Here is a 19,684-nt window from a genome sequence, read left to right as displayed (position 1 = left end):
ACGGTGGGCGGCATGCCCCGCTGGACCCTGCCTCTCCCCCGCCGCGTCCGCCGTCGAGCCGGCGGACGACAAGCGCCCGGCCGAGGCCTGCTCGGTCCCCCTGCCAAGTAGCACGACACTGCCGCTCTCCCGCCTGCCCGAGACCGACCCCGCACCCCCCACAAGCGCCCTCCCCGCACGGCACGCGGCTGGCCCGGACCGCCCAAGCGCCTACGGCCCGCCGAGCACCCCGCCTCGACCAGCACGCCGAACCCCGCCGCCCCGCCACCCACAACGCACGGCCGCACCGGACGGCAACCAAGCCGGTCGCGCGCGGCGCAGCGAAGCCCAAGAGCAAGCACCGCCCGAAGGCGCGGCCGCAGCCGGCCCCGCAAGCCCGTACGACCGGCCCCTGCGCCCGGCGGCCCGGACATGGCGCAGCTCTGCCGCGCCGCCCACGGCGTCACCAGCCCCGCGAGCACCGCCCTGTGCCGGCAGACCTACGGATGATCGGGTGGATGGGGCGCGCCACACTCGCGCTTAAATTCGAGCATATGATCTAATTGGAGTGATGGCATCAGTCGATCTCGGCAAGCAGTTTCGCCGCGGCGCCCGCCCATGTGTACGCCTTAGCTAGCCGATTCCGTAGGTCACCCGCCCGCTGGAAGGCGGCCACACGGTCTGCCAGAACCACCTCGACAGCCCGGCTCCAGCGCTCTGAGTCCTCCGTGGCGTCACCCGAGAGCTCAACGATGAACTGCATCGCCTCTTGGAGGCCGAGCGTCTCCTTGAGTAGCGCAGCCAGACCGCTGGCGCCGCTGGCGAGCAACGGCGTTCCGGCCGTGATCGCCTCCGCTCCCACAAGCCCGAAACTCTCCGCCCTGGACGGCATGATCACTAGGCTGGCGGAACGGAGATCTGCAGCCAACTGACTAGCTTGGGTGACGTACGGACGAACGAGAATACTGAGCGAGGGGTTGCCCGACCAGTTCCGCAATTTGTTCCGGAGATTTTCGGAACCAGAAGGCGGCGCGCCACGGACAACGAGTTCGATGGGTGCGGATACGGATACACCCCTGCGTTCTGCGACCAGCCCCATCGCACGTGCCGCCAAGTCGAGGCCCTTAATGTCCTCGTCTTCAGCCCGCCCCAAGAGCAGGATCTTCAAGGGTGCGCCGGATGAAGGCTCGCGAGTCCTCATGTCCACCGATTCAAATCCCGGGTCGATGCGGAGCGGCAGCGGCGCGTCGATCGCCTCGAACTCGGTGAGATATCGGCTGTACAGACGGGGACCCACCACGACTGGCCGGTGGGCTGTGCGGCCGAGTTCGAGTTCGATCCACGTGCGCGCGTAGGCACGTTCGCCAGCGTCATCGACCCTGCCTGGTCTGTGCCACTCGAGCTCGTCTGGAGCAACATGGATGATGTGCAGTCGCTTGGCTGAGGGAAAGTGGTCCTCGGCCAGGAGTTGGGCGGCCATGCCTGTCACACGCCCGTGGCCGATAATGATGTCGGGATGGTCTTTGGGCGCCAGTGCTGGCTTGCGGTATAGGGCGTCGATTGACGACCAAACCGGAAGCCGTGCAGCCTTGAGGAGAGTTACGCCGCTTTCAGCGGCTGCCTCTATGGCCTCAGTTCCTACATCTGGGAGGAGGCAGAAGACCTTTGATCCCAAGGCCGCGAGGCCTTGGCACAGCTGGCGGTTGAAGGTGGAGAGGCCTCCGCGTCCCGATTCCCATTCGGTGGCGACTGCCAGCACTCGGGGCCGTGCATGGCGCGGTTTGGGGCGGGGTGCCCTTTTTGGCGCCGTGCGCCCCTTCCGGTGCCGGGAAAACTGGGGCCGGAAGACGTCTCGTTCAAGCCACGCGGGGTCATACGACGTGATGAGGATATGACCCTCCCTCGGGGGGAGCCATGGGTCAATCACATTTGGGTTGCCTGCGTCAGAGAAGATGACAAGCCAGCGGTGTCGGAGGTGGCTGAACAGCCAATCGACGTTGCTCGTGGATCTAACGTCGCCTTTGAGGGAGAGTTCATGAGCAAGCCGCGTGTAGCCATCGCGGATGTCTGAGACATGCCCTGCTTCGACCCACCAAACAATGTCGTACTGGCTGGCGAAGCGGTAAGCATATTCTTGAGCGATCTCGTCCTTGCCGACATCATCTTGGGCGCGTAGCTGCTGAAGGATCGCGATACCCCGCTCCATTAGATCATGTCGCACTTCGTTGATCAGCGAGTCGCGCCCGGTTACCTCAGGGCCTGTGCGGCTGACGTTCCAAACCGAGGGAAGTCCCTCTTCGGTTGGCAAGCGAGGGGCGTTGTTCCGATCCGTGTGACTGGGGGCGGAAGTAGTGGAGGCCTGCATGGCGCTTCCGACGGCATGTCGCAGTCGAGCAGCAGCAACAAACTCAAGCAGACCGCTGAGATCGACCCACTGAACTGACCGCAGGTCGTGCGGAATGACGTTTGGCTCCAGTGGCTCCAAGGCGAGCAGCACAAGACGCGGGCCGCCTGGCTTCCTAGCAGCGGTGCTCGCTAGCAAAGCAGGGTGCCATTCGACGACGACCCCGCTGTCGCGCCCGGCGGAGGAGGGATAGATGGCTACAACCACGGAGGCCCGCGCCAAGCCTTCCTGGATGCGCTGCAGCCAGTTGTCGCCTAGGTGGATATCCCAAAGATCCAACCAAACGTGGTGACCTGCCTGCTTAAGCGTCGAGGCGACCCACTCTGCGTGTGCGCGGTCCCGGCCGGCATAGCTGATGAAGACGGATTTGCTCATGTCAGCCACGACTCCGATCCTCGCCTCAAGATCCTTCTCAAGGGCTGTCTAATGATCCCGGCGGATCAGTGCGCAGCGTCGGATGTGGTCCATCGCTAGGGCACCCTCACGCTGGATCGGACAATCCGACACCGCTAGGTGCCGTAACCGGCGTAGCTCGCCCGCCGGGGTACTGGACAGTCCTTTAGACCGTATCTGCGGCCTGATGCCTAGGGCTGTTTTACGCTCCGTTATGTGCTGGGATTGCGTCATCCGGGAGCGGCGGCACCTGCTCGGCCCGCGGGCGGCCCGGAGGAAGTGCAGGCAACACGCCAGCCCTGCGCGCGGTACGCCGCTCCGGCAAACCCGCTCTGCGCGTCCTGAAAGGCCGCACGTCAGGCGCAGTACGGAGGCTGAGCATGTCCGTCCTGCCTCCCGACCTGCCCCGGCTGCGGACCCTGGTCACCTACCTGCGCGGCGAACTCGCCCGCACGGAGCGCACCCTGGCGGCCGCCGAGGAGGCCGAGGTCCAGGAAGCCGTCCGCTGGCCGCCGCGGGAGCCGCTGGCGTGGCTGATCGGGCGCGGTATCGGCACCGGCCGGCCCGCGATCCGGCTGCACGTCGGCGGCTGCTGGGACACCGGCAAACGCTCCGTCCCCGCCACCGCCGAACAGGTACGGCACCTCCTCGCCGAGGACGTACCCGCCTGCCCGCACTGCCGCCTGGACACCGTACTGGGAGTGCTGGAGTGAGCGCGTACCGGCACGGTGGGGGGATGAGCGATGACCTGCGCGTGGTCGTGTATCCGCCGGACGCCGAGGGCGGGCGCCGTGTCCGCTGCGACGGCGAGATCCTCGGCCGCGCCCGCGGCCCCGGCGATCTCCTCGAATTCCTGCGGCGGGCCGGGCTGGACCCCGACGTCGTCCGCCTCGACGACCCGCTCCTGATCGAGTGGCGTGGGGGCGGGCCAGCCGTCTGGGGCCCCGATACCGACGAGCAGTGAGCGCCGCAGCAGTGCGGGCCGCCACCCGGCGAGGGTGACGGTCCGCACTGCTGCGGCGCTCAACAGCACCAACCCTCTCGGTTCTGCTCCAGGCCCGCTACGAAGGCGGGCCACGGAAGAGCACTCAGTACACCAGAACGTGGGTGATGACGATCTGGGGTGGGTTTTCGTCGCGGCTGATGACGTACTCGGCGATGCCGAGCTCGCCCTCGGCTCCGAGCGCCAGGCGGCGCTGTTGGGGCCGCCGCGGGGAGGCGGTGCTGCCCGGCACCCTACCGGCGGCCTCGCCGATGGTGACCATGGCGGCGACGATCGCGCCGAAGACCTCCGGAGGGAGGCTGGGGTCCATCATCAGCTGCGCGACCGTCTCGGAGAGCACGCACGGCAGGCCTTCGTCGTACGGGTCACTCAACGGGCAGCCCCGCCGCGCGGCGCCGTGCCATCAGGTCGTCCAGCGAGACGGTGGGCATCGTGCCGGCCAGCGCGGCGTCGGCGCGCGCGTCAGCGTCCGGGTCAGTGTCCATCATCGCCTCCAGCCACCAGCGGCGTAGGACCTGCTCCGCCTGCTCGGGCGCGGCTGCGAGTAGTTGCCGGAAGAACTCCAGCCGCTTGCCGGAGTCGAGTGCCGCGCCGATGCCGTCCGCGTTGCGCGGCACCCGGTCAGGGCGCTCTTGGTGGATCGGCTGTGCCGTCATGGGGGCGCTCCCTCGTTCTTCTGTCAGTGCAAGTCTGCCCGTCAGGCATGCTCGGGGTCGAGGGGCTGCCGGGCAACGCGACCTTCACACTCATCGCTGGCCAGGGGGTTGCATCCCAAACCGACTTCAGACCTGCACGAATCCACAAGTCAGAAGCGCCCTGCGCCGGCGACAGGGACTGAAGGGACCGAGTTATGCAATTGTCGGCGCGACTGCCAGTCCGCGTTGCGAGCGCTCTGTCTTCTTGCCGACTGTGCCTGGTTCGACGGTGCGCGGGTCTACCGCCTCGCCTGGGGCGCCGGTCTTGTACGGGCCGTCGGGCACGGCGTCGCGGTCGTGCGGGAGGAGGTAGAAGACCCGGCGCTTCTGCAGACCGCTGTCGGGATCGGCTTCCGCGGTCTCGTTCAGTTCGGTGAAGCCGACCATGCGTCCGTCACGCGCGTAGCGGGGCTTGCCGCGCCGGCGAGGGGTTTTGTCGAGGGCTTGGCGCACGTAGTCGAGGTCTGCGGGGTCCTCCAGCCACACCACTTTGTCCTCGTGGGCGAGGTCGCTTGCCCTCAGTAGCGAGCTCATGGCCTTCGTCCCTCCTTGGTCTGCTGTGGCTGTGGTGCGTGATGTTCGGTGGTGCGAGCTGTGGGGTGCGGCCGTGTGGCTATGGCCGGTGGCGGCGCGGCGTCGTGCGTTGCGGTCATGGTGTCGCTGTCCATCGTAGGTGGCGGGTTGGAGCGGGGACAGGAGGCCTTGGTTGCCTGGCGTCGGCGGCCCTCCGTTCGCCGCGTCAGGTGGGGCCGTCCTCGTCGGCGAGGAGAGCGAGGCCGGGGTAGAACTTCTGGCCGTTGGAGCGGAGCATCTCGCTGGGTGAGGGGATGCCGACCTCGGCGCGGATGCGGGTGGCGAACGCGCGGGTGGTCGCGGGTCGGAGGCCTTCGCCGGCTTGGCACCACTCGCTGTAGGCGCGGTAGAGGGCGCCCTGCTCGACCTTGAGGTCGCGGGGTTCGGGGAGTTCGGCGCCGTTGGTGCAGCATTCGGCGAGGAAGCGGCCGATGTGGTCTTCGGTGGTGGCGTAGGCCTGGGTGGCGGACCGTACGACGGTGGGGCCGGTCAGGGCCGGCTTCGTGGCGAGGTAGGCCTGGGCTCCCTTGATCATCCAGTGCAGGATGCCGGGGCCTTCGTCGCGGACGAGTTCTTCGGCGAGGTTGTCGATCTTCCGGTGGTCGGGGACGACGCGCTCGAAGGGGATGAGGCGGATGCGGCGCCAGAAGGCGTGTCCGCCGGTGCCCACCTCGGGGCGGTGGTTGCCGAGGAGCCAAAGCTTGTGGGTGGGCTCGAAGCTGAAGAAGTCCTGGCGCATGCGGCGGGCCTTGAGGCGGTCGCCGCCGGTGAGGAGTTTGACGCGTGCCTCGTCGAACTTGTCGTGCGGTTTGAGCTCGCTGCAGACGAATAGGCGTCGGCCGTGGAGTTCGGTGAGCTCGGTGGAGTGCTCGTTGAACTTGCCGCGTTCCATGAGGAAGCCGGGCGGGGCGACGTCGGCGTAGTCGCCGAGGATCTTGATGACCATGTCCATGAGGGCGGACTTGCCGTTGGCCCCGATGCCGAACAGGAAGGGGAGGACCTGGCCGCCGACGTCGCCGGTGATGGAGTAGCCGAGCAGGAGATGCAGGAAGTTGATCATCTCCTTGCCCTTGTCGTCGTCCCCGAAGGTCTCCAGGAGGAACCGCTCGAAGCGGGGAGTGGGCATGGCCTCAGGGGCCAGGTAGGTGGCACGGGAGTGCAGGTCTCGTGCGGGGTCGGGCTTGTGCAGTTCGCCGGTGCGCAGGTCGACCGGGCCGGCGGGGGTACACAGGGCGTACTTGTCGCCATCGAGGACGTCGGGGTCCAGGGCGAGCTCGGGGGATGCCTTGGCCTGGGAGAGCATCGCCTTGACGCCGGAGGTGGACATCGAGCGGCGGCGGTGCTGGGCCAGCTCTCGGTCGGTGAAGATGCCGCGCGGGTCGTGTACCGGCAGTTCCTCGGCCATGTCGCCGGCGGCCCAGATCGCGGCCTTCTCTCCGCCGGTGCGCTTCCAGCGGTACTCGTCCCAGGTGTACCAGCCCAGGCCTTCGACGTGGCGGAACCGGCGGCTGTGCAGGTACGCGAAGAGCTTTGCGTTGCCGCGGTCGGACAGGTTCGTCAGCAGGCCGGTCTGGACGAAGTCGCCGGGGCGGGAGACGGTGGGGCCTTGGTTGCCTTGCTGCGCGGGAAGGTGGGCAGCGGCAGGCGGCGGCTCGGCGTTGAAGGCGGCGAGCTGATCGGCGGCGGCGCGCGCGTTGAACTCGGTGCTGCCTGCGCTGCTCATGAACGTCCCTTGGGGTGGATCGGGCGGGTGCTGCCGGCTCGGAGCGCGGAGTCGATGATGTGCCTGTTCCTACGTGGCTGCTGGGGACGTGCTGCGTCGGCAGCGGCGGTCAGCAGGTCGAGGGTCTCGTGCTGGGTGAGGTGGCCTCCTGCGGCCAGGCCGCCAGCGGTGAAGGCCGCTCGGTTGAGTTTCTCGCTGAAGGCGGTTCCGGTCGGGTTCTGCGCGCATTGCCGAACCTCATCGAGCAACAGGCCGAGAATGCGGTGCGCATCGCTCTGCTGCGGCGCAGTGCTGTGGCTGCGGTGCGGGGCCCGAGCGGGTCGGGTCGGCTCGGAGATGAGGGCGTGGCCAGTGCGCGTCAGTTCGGCGCTTAGCCACAGGGGCAGGAGGGCTGGCGTGCGGGACCCAGGCAGGGCTTCGTAGGTGCCGGCCGCGGTGTGGGTGGTGGGGGCGATGATGTAGCCGCCGGTGGCGCGTACGTCAACCTGCCAGGCGAGCGCGACTCGTGTGCTGGTGCCGCTGGAGGAGCGGAAGGCAGGGGTGCCGGGAGACGTGCGATACCAAATGTGTAGGCCTCCGGAGGGCGTGCGCACACGGAGCGTGGTCGCGTCGTTTGTGGGGTCCGGGCGCCCGCGGTAGGCGGCCAGGAGCGCGAGGGTGTCGTAGCCGGAGCTCAGCCCCGTGAGGTCAACCCGTTCGTCGATGGGGATACCCGGCAGAAGTCGGTCTCTTGGGGGCAGTACGTCGGTGTGGGCGTCCACATCGATGACGACGAGTCCGGCCGGGCCGCAGGAAACGCCGACTCCGAAACCCGGTTCGTAGCTCCACCAGTCCTGGATCAGGGTCGTGTCCGTGGTCGCGGCGTGGAAGCCGTGGCACCAGCGACGATGTGCCAGACACGGACAGTCGGCCGGCTGGTGGGCTTCACGGCGGCAGGACTCGCAGTTCGCGGCCGGGGTCTTGGCTCCTGGCTTGAGGGGGTGAACCGGGTATCCATGGGCGGCGAGCCAGAGCGCGACTCCGAGCCTGCGTTCGGCTGCGGCATCAGCAGCTCGTGGCGGGCGTACAGAGTGGGAGGGCACGTCGTTCCTTGGCGGGCGCGTAGCTGTCGTCAGGCTGGGTCCGGTTCATGACGGTTCAGATGGTTCCTTGACCGTCCCACAGGGACTGAAGGGACTGAACTTTCCCAACTCTCGGAGCCTAGCGCAGGCGACACGCCGTACCGTGCAGATTCCTCGGGTGAGTTAGGGATTTCAGTCCCTTCAGTCCCTCAGTCCCACTACACGTGGGGTGTTATGCGTGCATCACACCTGGTATGCCCGAAGGGAACTTGCATGCCGTCGAGGCCAAGGGACTGAAGAGCCAAGATCCGCCACGCCAGCTCACCCTTAGCCGGCCCTCGCAAGGCAGGCCGAGACTCCACGGGGACTGAATCCCTTCAGTCCCTACCTCAGTCCCCGCCCTTCAGTCACTGACAAACCTGCAGGTTGCGGGCCTCTCGCCGACTGATCAGGGACTGAAGGGACCAAAGTTTGCAGTTATGTGCTGAACATGAAGATGAGCATGTCCGCGTACGCGTATACCCACACACACGTGAAGCGTGGAAGTACCAAAAATGAGTCCCTTGAGTCCCTGCTCTACCTGAGGAAGTCCAGTTGACCTGGGAAAATGCTGAGGGACTCAGCTGAGAGGGACTGAAGATGCGCTCCACGTTCAGACACTGGGCACGAGGGTCGAACGCGGACGGGACTGGACCGCCCCGGCAGGTTTGTGATCTTGAGCGGGTAGTTCAAGAAGCGGCCTCGACTAGCAGGGCTTGAGCATGCCTTCGCCAAGCCTGTCGATGAAGGCACTGGCTGACTGTCAGAGGGCATTTGCCTCCCAAGCCAAGTCAGCCACCCGACTACGTATCCGGACGAAGGCTGTCGGTGTGCCCGGGCACCCCTGCCTGCGGTTCCGTACAGAACGGGCCAGAAACCAAATGCTGTTCTCGAAGGATCCGGGATGGTTCGGCATCGGGGACCAGAAATCGCACGCACATCGAACGTCGGCGCGATGCTGACGACCAGCCGATACGGTGCGTATATGCACATGACGGGGGAGAGGAGGGCGGGCACCGCACTGCTGTTGGCGGCCTCCCCCGTGGGCAAGAGCAGACTGATCGAAGCCAGCAGTGTCATGCCGACGCTCGCCGCCGTCCCGCCCGCGGCATGGCTGGGTACCGAGGCCTCGACCTTGGTTGAGCTCACCGACCCTGTCGACCCACAGGCTGTGCTCACCCGCATCCGTGGCGCTGCGGCATGCCAGGGCCCACTCACTATCGTGCTCGTGGGCCAACTCCACCTGGACCGCCGCCAGCACGCGGTACACCTGGCGCTTGGCCACACCAGCAGCCTGACCATGCGCTACACCGCCCTGCCGTGGGCATGGGCGGTCGATGTCCTGCGGCAGCGCCGCCCGGGCACCACCACGCTGCACCTCGACCTAGTCGCGGATGCCCATGCCTGGCAGCATCTCCACGACCAGCAGCCGTTGGCGCTGCCTGAGGGCGTCCGGACGTATGGCGTCATCGCGCCGCCCCCGCCCCGCCGCCAGACAACCCAACCGATGTACACCCAGGCACTGGCTGCCCTGCTGCGCGCCGGGCACGGCCCCGACTCCGAACGCCTCCACTCCGAAGTCCTCGAGCGCATCCCCACCGCGGGCCTACTGATCACCCCAGGGCGGAAGGCGACAGTCGGCCACACGGAGCCGGAGCATGCCCTACTCTCGCCGACCGTTCCCTCACCAGTGGCGAGCCGTACAACCACGCCAGCTCCCGCTTCCGGTGATGCAGCGGCCGAAGCAAACCCCCACGACCTGCTCGCTGCTTTGTCGAAGGCCGGGCGCCACCAAGAAGCCGCCGCTCTCGCGGCCGTCGCCGAGGAGCGCGCGATCTCGTCCGCCGGACCAGACAGCACCACTGCCGTGCACTGGCTCGAGGTCCGTGCACACCTGGCCGCGGCGGCCGGCGAACCCGAAGCCAGCTGCGCCCTGTGGATTCACGCGGCCGAGGCACGTCTTAAGAGGCTGCACCAGGCTGCCGACGCAGAAGACGTCGTGACCGCCGTCGACCGAGCCCACTACCAGTGGAACCAGATACGAGACCCTGCCGCAGGGCGTGCACTCGCGCCCCGCCTTGTTGTTCTGCGCCGCGGCGTACCCGGACGGCAGCGTGAAGCACTGGCAGCTATCCAGAAGCGGCTCGAACTGCTCCAGAGCACGCACTAGCCGTGCCTGCTTCCCCACGCGGGGAAGAGCCCGCCCGGCGCCCGTCGCACGTTGGCCCGGGGCGGGGCTCCCCGCCCGCTTCCACTTCGTCCAGTGGGCCCTGCACCGAGTGCTGCCCCGACGGCGGGAGGAGATCGCCGGCACGTTACCGCCGGGCGTGATGGGGCTCGACGAAACGAATCTCCCCACCCCACGCTCGGGCGTGGGACAGACCTGTTCCGGCGGAGTTCAGCCGGGCGTTCCGCGCCGCCTACGGTATGCCGCCCCGTGAGTTCCGGTACGCGGCCGGGGCAGCGGCGGCGCTGCGGGCGAGGACTGCGCCCAGCGACAAGTGACCTGGCGCGGAATCCCAAGTTCCGTCCGATGTCCGGCCCCACGATGAGTCCGCGGCCAAGATGGCGAAGATACGGCACGTCACGGCGCCGCCCAGGCAGATCAGCCCGGAGGCCAAACAGTGCCGCGCCGGGCACGGTCGTACCCGGCGCCGCACCCGGCGTCATCCCCGACCGCGGCCGCGGCCGGGGCGTATCACTGAGGGGGGAACGAGGATGACCAGAACGAGGAGGCGCCGCCACGCCCTCGGGGCGCTCGTCGCCGTGTCGGTCCTGTCGGCGGGGCTGATGGGGGCTGGCACGCCGCAGCCGGCGACCGCCGAGCCGAGCGGACCGGCGAGCGTCAGCAAGGCTGCGCTGCAGCGCCAGCAGAAGCTCGACGCGGTGGCCGCCCAGATCACGCAGAACCGGATCGAGGACGAGCGCTACCGCATCCCGGGATATGCGGGCGTGGTCGTCGATGGCCCGGCCGGACGGCTGACCGTTTACTGGAAGGGGGCCGTGCCGCAGCGCGTGCGGGAAATCGCCGCGCACGTCCCGCACGGGCTGACCGTACGGCTGCGGCCGGCCGCGTACTCGGCGGCCGATCTCGTCGCCGCCCGCGAGAGGCTCATCAAGGCGACCGCCCAAGGCCGCACCCCGCTGGCCCTCGGCAGGCGATGGACCCATCTGTCCGTACCGGCCGAAGGCACCGGACTCGTCGTCGGCTACGACCGGCGGGCCGCCCGGACCACGGGTGCGCCGGCGCAGGCGGAGGCCGAGGTAACGAAGGCCGTGGGCGTCGCGGCCCGGCGGATCGCCGGCGTGCCCGTACAGGCCCGGCCCCGGTATCCCGCCCGGCGTATGTCCCGGCAGGACGACTGGTCGCCCTGGTGGGCCGGCGCGGGCATGCGGGCGCCGACCGGCTACTTCTGCTCCTCGGGCTTCGCCGTCTGGCAGTCGAACGGCCGGCCCGGGCTGCTGACCGCCGCGCACTGCGGGACGTCCGGGACCTACTACGACCGGACGGGCGAGACGATCGGAGGGGTGGCCGCCGCCCGGACGGACCGCGACACCACGGTGATCGACGTGTGGAACGGAAGCGTGGACCCCGGGTACTACGACGGTCCCTGGGACACCAACAACGGCAAGCACATCATGGGTTCCAACTACAACAACAAGGGGGACTACGTCTGCACCTCGGGCGCCATGACGGGGATCCACTGCAATCTCAAGGTCTACGACGCCGACACGGTGGTGCGGGACGAGGTGGACGGGCACATCATCGGTCCCGCCATCCTGGCCACGCGCACCAACGTGCAGGACGTCGCGGGCGGCAAGGGCGATAGCGGTGGACCGGTGGTCACCAGCCCGGACGGGACGTACGGGCACGACATGGAGGCCCGTGGCATCATCAGCGGCGGCGACGGGGAGATCGCGGTCTGCATCCCGGGCGGCACAGCCGCGAGTACCCGGTGCTACGAGGGCGTGGCGTACGTCGCGATCCGGCGGGTGCTGGCCGACTTCTCGCTCCGCATCGCCACGTGATCCACGGGACGGCTGCCGCCTGATCACAGGATGGCCGCCACCCGAGCCACAGGATGGGCCCTTCCGGGCGCACGCCGGAAGGGCCCATCCCATGTCCGTAGGTCACGAAGCGCTCACCTACCTGCGGAATCGAGGGGTGACGCTTACAACCACCCAGTCCTCGGCCGGAGCCAGCACCTCCTTCCGCGGATGGGGGACAGCGGCCGCGGAGCGCCCCGGTACCGGGTTCTGCCGCTTGCGGATGGTGGAAGCGCGCCCGGTGCACCAGCGGGAGCAGTACATGCGGGGGCGACCGGTGGAGGCGGGCAGCGGCTGGGCGCAGACCGGGCAGTGGCCGGCTTCGATGACGGGGGCCAGGCGCTCCAGGAGCTCGTGGGCCTGGTCCTCTTCCTCCTGGTCGTACGGGATGGCGTCGGCCTGGCAGCCGGCAAGGAGTTCGGCGACGACGGTGCGCAGCACGGCCAGGTCGCGGCGGCAGGTGCCCAGGAGGCTGAGGTACTCCTCTACGGGCCAGCTGGCGAGGACGCCTGAGCGGGTGAGGTAAAGGCCCAGGGTGTCGATCCGGTAGCGGTCGGCGGTATCGAGGAGCAGGTAACCGATCAGCTGGTTCGCGGTCTGCTTGGACAGTCCCCGGGCGAAGGGGTGTTTGGTGCTCTTGAAGTCGAGCAGCAGGCCGTCGACCACGAGGTCGGCGTCGGCGGTGATGCTGATGCCCGGGAAGGTGGGCCCGCCGGTGCAGTCCTGGGGCCGGGTGCGGGCGCGCAGCGCCTCCAGGGGGCCGGTGGCGGCCAGGTAGAGCTGGTGGACGACGTCGTCGACCATGTCCTGGTTGGGGAGCTGCAAGAGCCGGTCGAGGGTGAAGCCGCCAGGGTCCTCCAGCGCGGTGAGGTACAGCTGGGTGTAGGTGAATCCGTACGGGTTCCGGGCCATCACCTGGTACCAGGCGCCGGCCAGCAGCATGCGGGCCAGGTCCTCCTCCTCGTCGTGGGCGCGGTCCATCGCCAACGCGCGGTTCTCGAGGTCGAGGCGGTGCACGGTCTCGGCCAGGCGCGCGGCGAGCTCATTGCCGACCGCGCGCATCCGCAGCCCCGCTCCCCGGCCGATGCCGCCGGTGAGGTCGATCCCGGCCTCCGTGGCCAGGTCCACGGGCGTGGCTGTCGTGAAGGCGAGGCGCAGGCGCTGGTCGATCGCGGTGCCGACGTTGCCAGCCTCGGTACCGACGCCGGGCCCTGGCAGCAGCAGGTTGTCGGTTTGGTGCTGGGCGCGAAAGGACTCGCGCAGCGGCCGTGGGCCGGCTGACAGTTCGCGGTCCAGGAACCGGCGCAGCGGGGTACGGGGACTGTGCAGTCCGGTGGTGAGGCTCATCCGAAGGCACCGCCTTGAGGAGGGCACCGCCCGCAGGCGGTGGAATCGTCACGGCCGGACGCTACGAACGGGCGCTGACAACGTGTCACCCACACGAGGGAGCCGCCTATCACCCACACGGAATCATTCCCCCGAGCGGGTGAGGGAAGGCGGCGGGCGGCGGCCGTGCCAGGCAGGCTGCGGAACTCTTTGGCGAGGCACCTCACAGCCTCACAACCTCACGGCTCACCCCGCCCACCTGGGGAAATGGCCTGTGAGCCTCACAGGCTGACGGGACAGCCAGGTGCGTATCCGCCAGGGTGTGTCCGGGCGGGACTGCCTAGCCCGGCGGTCCTGTTGCTCCGGGCGTCAGCAGCCTGTCCGGTCGGCCTCGTGGGCTCCGCTCTGCTCTTGCTGGTGGCTGGTCCGGATATCCAGTCCCAGCTCGGCCAGGGCGTCAATGACGACCGTGGTGGGATCTCCGAGAGGCGTCAGGTCGAACCATTCCCCCCGCACTCGGTAGTCGACGAACCGTTCGTGCAGCGCGCCTTCGTAGTCGCCCTCCAGGTCCAGGAGCGGCAGGAGCCTGGCGTGGTGGCTGGTCTGGAGCTGCGCCATCCGGGACTTGAGGGTGCCGGTGGTCCGCCCGATCTTCGTCTGCGGGGAGTCCTCTACGCCGACGAGGTACGTCCGCACGGTCCGGCGGACCGGGCCCCGGGGTGCTGGCACCGCCGGCTCGTCGGGGACGGGGAGCGCCTCGTCGTCCTCCACGTCCTCGGGTTTCTGATGCATCACGAGGGCTGTGCTTCCGCCCTGGATGGTCAGGGTCTTGCTGATGGGCGTGCCGTCGGCTCGGAACGTGGTCCGGACGATCTGCATGACGAGGACGGCGCCCTTGTATCCCAGGGCTTCCAACTCGGCTTCCGTGGCGAGCCGGGAGGTGACTTCCGTCTCCTCCCATGCGGCTTTGCTCGGTCGGGGTTGTAAGTGGTCACGGCGTGGGTGGTCGGTCGGGTTCTTCATGGCCCGACCCTATGGGCCCCCAGGTCAGGTCGCAGGCCCTGGCCGTGCCCTGTGGCTGGGGATGGCGGGGCAGGGCGGGGTCGGGTGTTTCGGTGCTGGCTACGGCAGGCGGTGGCTGCCGAGACGGAGTTCGCGGGCGGCTATCCACTCCCTGCGCAGGTAGGCGCGGGCGGAGTCCCGCTCGGCATCCCGGTCGCCGTCGGTACGGGGCTGCGGAGGGCGGGAGGTCCTCCCTCCCCCGTGGATGCGGTCGTGGGCGACCAGGCGCTCCGCGAGCATGGCCGCGTCGGTGCGCAGCTCCACTGCGGAGTCCACCGGTTCGGGGACGTCGTCGTACGGTTCCTCGCCCGGCAGATACGGGCCCGGTGTGCAGGAGAGGGCCAGGGCGTCCAGGACGGCGCCGGCCTCCAGTAGGTCGTCGCGGGCCTCCATGGCGAGGAGGTTCACTTCGGAGAGGACGGCGTCCCGTCCATGGGCGAGTCGTCCGGTTAGGGCCTCGCGGTCGGACTGGTAGCCGGCCAGCAGGGAGGCGATGAACCGGATGTCCGGGAGGTGCTTGCCGTAGGCGTCGATGGCGGCCTGGGAGGCGTTCCAGGACGGTAAGCCGCTGGTGTCGTATCCGGGCGCGTGCACGCAGGGGTCCTCTCGGGGAGTGCCGGTTGCCAGGTTGTATCCACGGGGTGGTTCCGGTGGATACAACGGCCTCTCACGCTACTGCTGCCGCCGCCACCAGCGCCCCGGTTCCACGGCGGCTATTGCATCGGCTGTGCTGCCGGATTCGGCATACGCCACGGGAGCCGTGAGCGTCACCGGGGAGTTGTCGCCGGTGACGATGTTGATGCTCTGCACCGCTCGGTGGACTTGCTCCGGGGAGGGGACCTGTGTGCCGGCAGGCATGGCCGATCGGAGTTCGGCGACGAACTGGGTCAGCCGAGTGCGGACCTGGTCGACGATCCCGTGGAGGGCGGAGGCGTCGATGGACCAGTAGAGGGCCTCGATAGAGATGCCGCGCTGGCGGTACTGCGCACTCATCAGCGTGCGGAGCTCCGCTGCTCCGGGCAGTGCCACCTTCAGGTGCTCTCCGGGAGGGGTGCGAGCGATCAGGTTCTCGATGTGGCCGACACCCCAGGGGATGACGACCTCTTCCTTGATCACGTTGCGCGCGACTTCCGGAAGGTGCCTCACGCTGATCGTCTCGCCGCGTTTCTGCCACGCAGGTGATACGGAGTCCACCCGGATCGGGGCGGGCAGACGACGGTACTCGGGGATCTCTGCGTCGACGTTGGCGTAGCCGTTCAGCTCGTGCAGAGCCCACTGGCGTAGTGGCAGGGAGGAGGCGTGGCCTCCGATGATGAGCGCATGGCGCAGCAGGCCAGCGAGCTGTGCGGTGTCGTCCAGGACGCCCTGCTCCAGCCTGTCCAAAGGCTGGAGTTCGCGGCGGCGCGGCCAGATCACTTGATGAAGATGGCGGCGACGCCAGCTATGGCACCGATGGCGCCCGCGATGACTCCCCACTTCGCCCAGCTGCGGAACCAGGGCGTACCGGGTGAGGGGACTGGCGTGGCAGGCTGCGGCCCGGGAGCGCCGGCCGTGGCGGTCGAGCCGTCGGTGGCGTGGGCGTACGGGGCGTTCACGGTGACGGGAGAGTTGTCCCCGGTGGTCAAGTTGAAGGACTGCCCCTTGGGCTGGTCCTGCGGTGATGGCAGGTGGCCTCTGCTGCTCATGGCGTTCATCAGCTCCTTGTATCGGTCGAGCACAGCATCGCGAGCCCGGGACAGGTCACGCAGGGTCTGGTCGTAGCGGGCGCGGTCGGTTCGCTTCCATTCGGGTGGGACCTCGGTGTACCGGGGTGGCCCGGCGCTGTCTGGGGCGAAGGTACCGGCGAACTCGCCCACAAGGCATTCGAGCGCGTCCAAGAGCGCCTGGTGAGCTCCAGCCAGTTCGGGGTCCTCGAAGTCCACGACGTCCCGGCGGAGGGCGTTCAGGGTGGCCTGCACCCCGTCGGAGAGCCCAACGGGGACCCGGTGCAAGGGCTGGCGCCAGGACAGCGTGATCAGCCAGGGCTCGTCGGATGGCAGAACCTCAACGATCCGTCCCACCTTGGCGCGGTCGGATGCGCTCGCCGCCATGATGCTCCCCTCCCTGCGGACTGCGACGACGAAGGCGTTCACCGCGTCGTCCACGGCCCGGCTGTGCTGCTCGAACGCTACGCGGTCAAGGGAAGCCAGGCGTTCCGGACTTCCGTAGTGACGACGATGGAGTTCGAATTGCACGTCCGCGGCGTCCCGCACGGCGTCGTACAGCACCTGAGCCGTAGCCCCGATCCGAGGTGACACGGTGGTCAGCAGAAGCTCGCGGAGCCTGTCCCGCAGGTGCATGGTCCCAACATCGACATGGGCCACAGCATCGGGCACGCAGGCAGCTGGCCCCGACGCCGGGATGGCCAACCAGCTGTGCGTCAGGGCGGCTTGGCTGGCCTGCGCTGCCTGCAGGAGTGCCAAGGAGGTGGGGGGCGCACCAGAGAATTGAGTCACCATTCTCTCCGCACTCTATTGTGACTGAGCGGCTCACTTGGCCCGTCCGGCCAACTACGGCGGCGGGCCAACCACAACGCTCAGCGGAGCTAACCTGGCCGCTCAGGGGCCAAGTAGGCCGCTCAGTTACAACCTGCAGTTCAGGACGGGCCGCGAGAGTCACTCACAGGTGGACATCGATGTGGTCGACGTCGGTGAACTCGACCAGAAGCCCGCTGGCGCGGCGACCGCGGTCCTTGTAAGTAGATCTCCTGGAACCCCTCAGCGGCGATGGCCAGGAGCTGCTCTTCCGGGGCGCCCTGTTCCTGGGCTTCGAAGAGGCGGGTGGCGTACTCCGGAGGCAGCGCCTGGTTCAGGTGCCGCAGGCGACCGTCATCGGTGGTGCCAGCGGCGGCGGTGTAGCCGAAGCGGGCCTGGGTCTCGATGACCAGTCCGCCGGTGGTCGCGGTGGCCTTCTTCGCCTTGGCGCGGATCTGGGGCTGCCAGCGCTTACGCACCTCCCCCGCGAGGCGGGCTGCGAGCTCCTTGCGGGGCCGCTTGAGCTGGCCGGTGACGTACCGCTCCACGGTGCGCTGGGAGACGCCCAGGGCTTCGGCTGCGGCCTTGGTGGACTTGAGCTGTTTGACGAGGTACTTCATCTGCGCCTGCGCCGACTTGGGGGCGGGGCGTGTGAACGCCTTCGCCACCGCCTGGTCGAGGCTGTCCCCGAGCTTGCCCACGGTCTACTCTCCGTCGTCGGTGGCGGGGTGGCCGCCGCTCTTGATGATGCGGGCGATGTTGGTGTGCGGGCCATCCTGCTCGTACTGGGCCTCGGCCCACAGGGTGGTCTGGCTGCCCTCGTGCTTGACCAGCCCGGGGGTGACGCCGAGCCGGAACTCGCCGGGCCCGGGGGTGGCGGGCAGGAAGTCCAGCGGGCTGGGGCCGTCGGAAGGGTAGACGATGCAGTCCGAGTTGATGGCCACCGGGTACAGGCCGCGCGCGGCCATCTTCATGATCTTGCGGTGCATGATGATCCGGCTCGTCGACAGGACCGCGGCGCGGATGTCAGGGCGCCAGGTCGGCCGCGACAGCGCTGGCCAGGGTTGGCCGAGCGGGGTATCGCGCGGCCGCTCGCGGAGCTTGCCGATGCCGCCCTTGGCGGTCGCCTTGATCGCCCGGAGCACCATCGTCAGCTCCGGGTCCACCGTCTTGGACGCGGCCATCGCGTCGAGGAACGCCTGGCCTTCCAGGTCGGCGGTGACGCCGAGGTCGGCCATCGTGGCCAGGTAGGCGTCCTTGAGCCGGGTGTACCAGGGGTCCAGGTAGCGGCCGCTGTCGGGGCGCAGGTACGCCTCGATCGGTGCCACCGGGTAGCCGAGCTTGACGGCGTAGGCGACGGACGGCGTCGCGTACCAGGCAGGGCCCTCCGGGCGCTCGCCGGTGCGCGTGAAGGGCGAGGGCAGCCGGGGGTCGAGTTCGACGTGGGAGAGATCAACGAGCCACGAGCCGGGGACCTTCGGGTCGAAGGCCGGCTGCTTGACGTGGACGGGGGCGCCCAGGCCGACGACGGTGCCGTTGGAGGCGGCGGCGAAGGCCATGTTGACGTCGATGCCGACGACGTGGCTCTTGAGGCATTCCTCGTCGGTCAGAGCCCGGCCCCAGTCGTAGGTCTCCTCCATCAGCATCTCGGCCGGGCCCCGCTGGTAGAAGCGAGGCAGGTCGGCGAGGAGGGGATGGCCGTCGGGGACCTCGCACGGAATTGCGTCCAGGATGCCCTCCGGGAGGGAGCCGGGGGTCCGCTCGCGTACGAACTGGCCGTCGGCGTCGGTGCGCCACTCGCCGGTCTCCTCGTCCCGCGCGCGCCGGGACGGCGGCCGCAGGGCGGTCATCAGCTCCAGGCCGGTCACGGCGGTGGTGCCGCGCGGGGTCAGGACCCGGCTCGCGAACGTGCCGAGGACCCGTGCGAGCTCCGCCGGCGGGAGCGTGGCGGGCAGCAGGCCCTTGTCCTTGTCGCCCCACTCCCGGACATCGAGAGCGTCCCAGGAGACGATGCACAGCTGGACGCAGCGCCGTTGCCCGGCTTCGGCGGGCCGGTAGATGCGTGCCCAGGGGCCGAAGCCGCGCTGGGTGAGCTGCCAGTCGGCCTTCGCCAGCTGCTTGAGGACCTTGTGGCCCTCCGGCAGTCGGCCCGCCCGGCGTTCCTCGTCGCTCAGTTTCTCGGGCAGCCCGTACCGGACGGCGGCCGCCGCAGTCAGCACGATCAGCGGATCGGAGTCCTTGCCGAGCGGGTGCAGCCGGGGCGCGCCGAGCTTGGAGTGGGTGAGGGTCCAGTCCACCAGCGCCGGCAGGGACCTGGCAGGGACGTCGAGGACCAGGCCGCCGACGCAGTAGGCCACGACCTGGTCGCCGTCGACGTCGACCACGGCGAGCGGGCCGTTCTCGTAGCGCGGGTCGGTAGGGGCCGCTGTGGGAGCGACGGGCTTCTTCGCAGCCTTCTTCGCGGCCGGGGGCCGCGACGACGAAGGCGGCCGCTCGGTCGCTGCGGGCGCCGGGGGCTCAATGTGTCGGGCCGGCTCCCGGGTGGAGGGAGCGGCAGCGGTGCCGGTGAACGTCGCGGGCGCCGCCGGTGCGGTCTGAGGCTGAGTGCCGTACTGAGCGGTCCAGCCGTCCAGCAGTCGCTGGTACGCCTGGCGGCGGGGCGGCCGCGGCTCGGAGCGTCCCGCCTCCCAGTTCTTGATGGACTGCGTCGTCGTTTGCAGGGCCTGGGCGAGCCGGGCCTGAGTGATTCCGGCCGCTTCGCGCAGCCGGGCGCGTTCCGCTGGCGGGGGCATCTCGGGCTCGCCCGCGAGCAGCGCGTCCACGGCCTCGAACAGCTCTTCTTCGGTGGGCATAGGTCACCTCCGCC

At 69.1% G+C, this 19,684-nt stretch carries 16 protein-coding genes and 1 pseudogene; 4 read left to right on the top strand and 13 right to left on the bottom strand.

Features of this window, described 5'->3' with window-relative positions; all coding sequences use genetic code 11:
* Positions 1 to 556: 556 nt before the first annotated feature.
* Positions 557 to 2,758, bottom strand: a complete 2,202-nt coding sequence (locus ACIQCH_RS13330; RefSeq protein WP_402580830.1) for a TIR domain-containing protein — start codon at positions 2,756 to 2,758, stop codon at positions 557 to 559.
* Between the two features lie 398 nt (positions 2,759 to 3,156).
* On the opposite strand from ACIQCH_RS13330, the gene ACIQCH_RS13325 reads away from it, so the two are divergent.
* Positions 3,157 to 3,489, top strand: a complete 333-nt coding sequence (locus ACIQCH_RS13325; RefSeq protein ID WP_402580779.1) for a DUF6233 domain-containing protein — start codon at positions 3,157 to 3,159, stop codon at positions 3,487 to 3,489.
* 23 nt (positions 3,490 to 3,512) lie between these two features.
* Positions 3,513 to 3,740, top strand: a complete 228-nt coding sequence (locus ACIQCH_RS13320; RefSeq protein WP_402580778.1) for a hypothetical protein — start codon at positions 3,513 to 3,515, stop codon at positions 3,738 to 3,740.
* A 124-nt stretch (positions 3,741 to 3,864) separates the two neighbouring features.
* Here ACIQCH_RS13320 and ACIQCH_RS13315 read toward each other — a convergent pair whose 3' ends face one another.
* The 5 genes from ACIQCH_RS13315 to ACIQCH_RS13295 all read right to left on the bottom strand — a co-directional run bounded on the left by ACIQCH_RS13315 (position 3,865) and on the right by ACIQCH_RS13295 (position 7,852).
* Entirely contained in the window at positions 3,865 to 4,152 is a 288-nt protein-coding gene (locus tag ACIQCH_RS13315; protein ID WP_402580777.1) for a hypothetical protein, read from the bottom strand.
* Positions 4,145 to 4,435, bottom strand: a complete 291-nt coding sequence (locus ACIQCH_RS13310) for a hypothetical protein (protein WP_402580776.1) — start codon at positions 4,433 to 4,435, stop codon at positions 4,145 to 4,147. The genes ACIQCH_RS13315 and ACIQCH_RS13310 overlap by 8 nt, the downstream gene beginning before the upstream one ends.
* A 192-nt stretch (positions 4,436 to 4,627) precedes the next feature.
* A complete protein-coding gene (locus ACIQCH_RS13305; RefSeq protein WP_402580775.1) occupies positions 4,628 to 5,008 on the bottom strand; it encodes a DUF6009 family protein in 381 nt (126 codons plus the stop codon).
* A 205-nt stretch (positions 5,009 to 5,213) separates the two neighbouring features.
* On the bottom strand, positions 5,214 to 6,770 hold the full coding sequence (locus tag ACIQCH_RS13300; RefSeq protein ID WP_402580774.1) for a phage/plasmid primase, P4 family: 1,557 nt from the start codon (positions 6,768 to 6,770) through the stop codon (positions 5,214 to 5,216).
* Positions 6,767 to 7,852, bottom strand: coding sequence for a bifunctional DNA primase/polymerase (locus ACIQCH_RS13295; RefSeq protein WP_402580773.1), 1,086 nt, complete (start codon positions 7,850 to 7,852; stop codon positions 6,767 to 6,769). The genes ACIQCH_RS13300 and ACIQCH_RS13295 overlap by 4 nt, the downstream gene beginning before the upstream one ends.
* 973 nt (positions 7,853 to 8,825) lie before the next feature.
* Between ACIQCH_RS13295 and ACIQCH_RS13290 the strand changes: the two genes are divergently transcribed.
* The gene (locus tag ACIQCH_RS13290) at positions 8,826 to 10,040 is read left to right on the top strand and encodes a hypothetical protein (RefSeq protein WP_402580772.1); all 1,215 of its coding nucleotides are present in this window, start codon (positions 8,826 to 8,828) and stop codon (positions 10,038 to 10,040) included.
* A gap of 548 nt (positions 10,041 to 10,588) precedes the next feature.
* On the top strand, positions 10,589 to 11,899 hold the full coding sequence (locus tag ACIQCH_RS13285; RefSeq protein WP_402580771.1) for a hypothetical protein: 1,311 nt from the start codon (positions 10,589 to 10,591) through the stop codon (positions 11,897 to 11,899).
* 117 nt (positions 11,900 to 12,016) lie between these two features.
* Here ACIQCH_RS13285 and ACIQCH_RS13280 read toward each other — a convergent pair whose 3' ends face one another.
* From ACIQCH_RS13280 to tap, 7 genes and pseudogenes are all read right to left on the bottom strand, one after another.
* Positions 12,017 to 13,264 carry a hypothetical protein gene (locus tag ACIQCH_RS13280; RefSeq protein WP_402580770.1) on the bottom strand — a complete coding sequence of 416 codons (1,248 nt, stop codon included), beginning with the start codon at positions 13,262 to 13,264 and terminating at the stop codon, positions 12,017 to 12,019.
* 348 nt (positions 13,265 to 13,612) lie between these two features.
* Positions 13,613 to 14,266 (bottom strand): GIY-YIG nuclease family protein, encoded by a 654-nt coding sequence (locus ACIQCH_RS13275; RefSeq protein ID WP_402580769.1) that lies wholly within the window; start codon positions 14,264 to 14,266, stop codon positions 13,613 to 13,615.
* 99 nt (positions 14,267 to 14,365) lie between these two features.
* Entirely contained in the window at positions 14,366 to 14,899 is a 534-nt protein-coding gene (locus tag ACIQCH_RS13270) for a hypothetical protein (RefSeq protein WP_402580768.1), read from the bottom strand.
* Positions 14,900 to 14,977: 78 nt separating this feature from the next.
* The gene (locus tag ACIQCH_RS13265; RefSeq protein WP_402580767.1) at positions 14,978 to 15,721 is read right to left on the bottom strand and encodes a hypothetical protein; all 744 of its coding nucleotides are present in this window, start codon (positions 15,719 to 15,721) and stop codon (positions 14,978 to 14,980) included.
* Positions 15,718 to 16,644: a hypothetical protein gene (locus ACIQCH_RS13260; RefSeq protein WP_402580766.1), complete on the bottom strand. Its 927-nt coding sequence runs from the start codon at positions 16,642 to 16,644 to the stop codon at positions 15,718 to 15,720. The genes ACIQCH_RS13265 and ACIQCH_RS13260 overlap by 4 nt, the downstream gene beginning before the upstream one ends.
* Positions 16,645 to 16,963: 319 nt before the next feature.
* Positions 16,964 to 17,519: pseudogene (gene tpg, locus ACIQCH_RS13255) on the bottom strand (telomere-protecting terminal protein Tpg).
* 3 nt (positions 17,520 to 17,522) lie between these two features.
* Positions 17,523 to 19,670, bottom strand: a complete 2,148-nt coding sequence (tap, locus tag ACIQCH_RS13250) for a telomere-associated protein Tap (RefSeq protein WP_402580765.1) — start codon at positions 19,668 to 19,670, stop codon at positions 17,523 to 17,525.
* Between the last annotated feature and the right edge of the window lie 14 nt (positions 19,671 to 19,684).

The sequence above is a fragment of the Streptomyces sp. NPDC093225 genome, assembly GCF_044753805.1.
Taxonomy (GTDB): domain Bacteria; phylum Actinomycetota; class Actinomycetes; order Streptomycetales; family Streptomycetaceae; genus Streptomyces.
The sequence above is the reverse complement of the archived record's forward strand: the minus strand, read 5'-3'. Positions and strand labels throughout refer to the sequence as shown.

Coding starts and splice junctions, on each gene's coding strand:
- ACIQCH_RS13330 (WP_402580830.1), bottom strand. CDS start 2,758: ATGAGCAAATCCGTCTTCATCAGCTATGCCGGCCGGGACCGCGCACAC.
- ACIQCH_RS13325 (WP_402580779.1), top strand. CDS start 3,157: ATGTCCGTCCTGCCTCCCGACCTGCCCCGGCTGCGGACCCTGGTCACC.
- ACIQCH_RS13320 (WP_402580778.1), top strand. CDS start 3,513: ATGAGCGATGACCTGCGCGTGGTCGTGTATCCGCCGGACGCCGAGGGC.
- ACIQCH_RS13310 (WP_402580776.1), bottom strand. CDS start 4,435: ATGACGGCACAGCCGATCCACCAAGAGCGCCCTGACCGGGTGCCGCGC.
- ACIQCH_RS13305 (WP_402580775.1), bottom strand. CDS start 5,008: ATGAGCTCGCTACTGAGGGCAAGCGACCTCGCCCACGAGGACAAAGTG.
- ACIQCH_RS13300 (WP_402580774.1), bottom strand. CDS start 6,770: ATGAGCAGCGCAGGCAGCACCGAGTTCAACGCGCGCGCCGCCGCCGAT.
- ACIQCH_RS13290 (WP_402580772.1), top strand. CDS start 8,826: ATGCTGACGACCAGCCGATACGGTGCGTATATGCACATGACGGGGGAG.
- ACIQCH_RS13285 (WP_402580771.1), top strand. CDS start 10,589: ATGACCAGAACGAGGAGGCGCCGCCACGCCCTCGGGGCGCTCGTCGCC.
- ACIQCH_RS13280 (WP_402580770.1), bottom strand. CDS start 13,264: ATGAGCCTCACCACCGGACTGCACAGTCCCCGTACCCCGCTGCGCCGG.
- ACIQCH_RS13275 (WP_402580769.1), bottom strand. CDS start 14,266: ATGAAGAACCCGACCGACCACCCACGCCGTGACCACTTACAACCCCGA.
- ACIQCH_RS13260 (WP_402580766.1), bottom strand. CDS start 16,644: ATGCACCTGCGGGACAGGCTCCGCGAGCTTCTGCTGACCACCGTGTCA.
- tap (WP_402580765.1), bottom strand. CDS start 19,670: ATGCCCACCGAAGAAGAGCTGTTCGAGGCCGTGGACGCGCTGCTCGCG.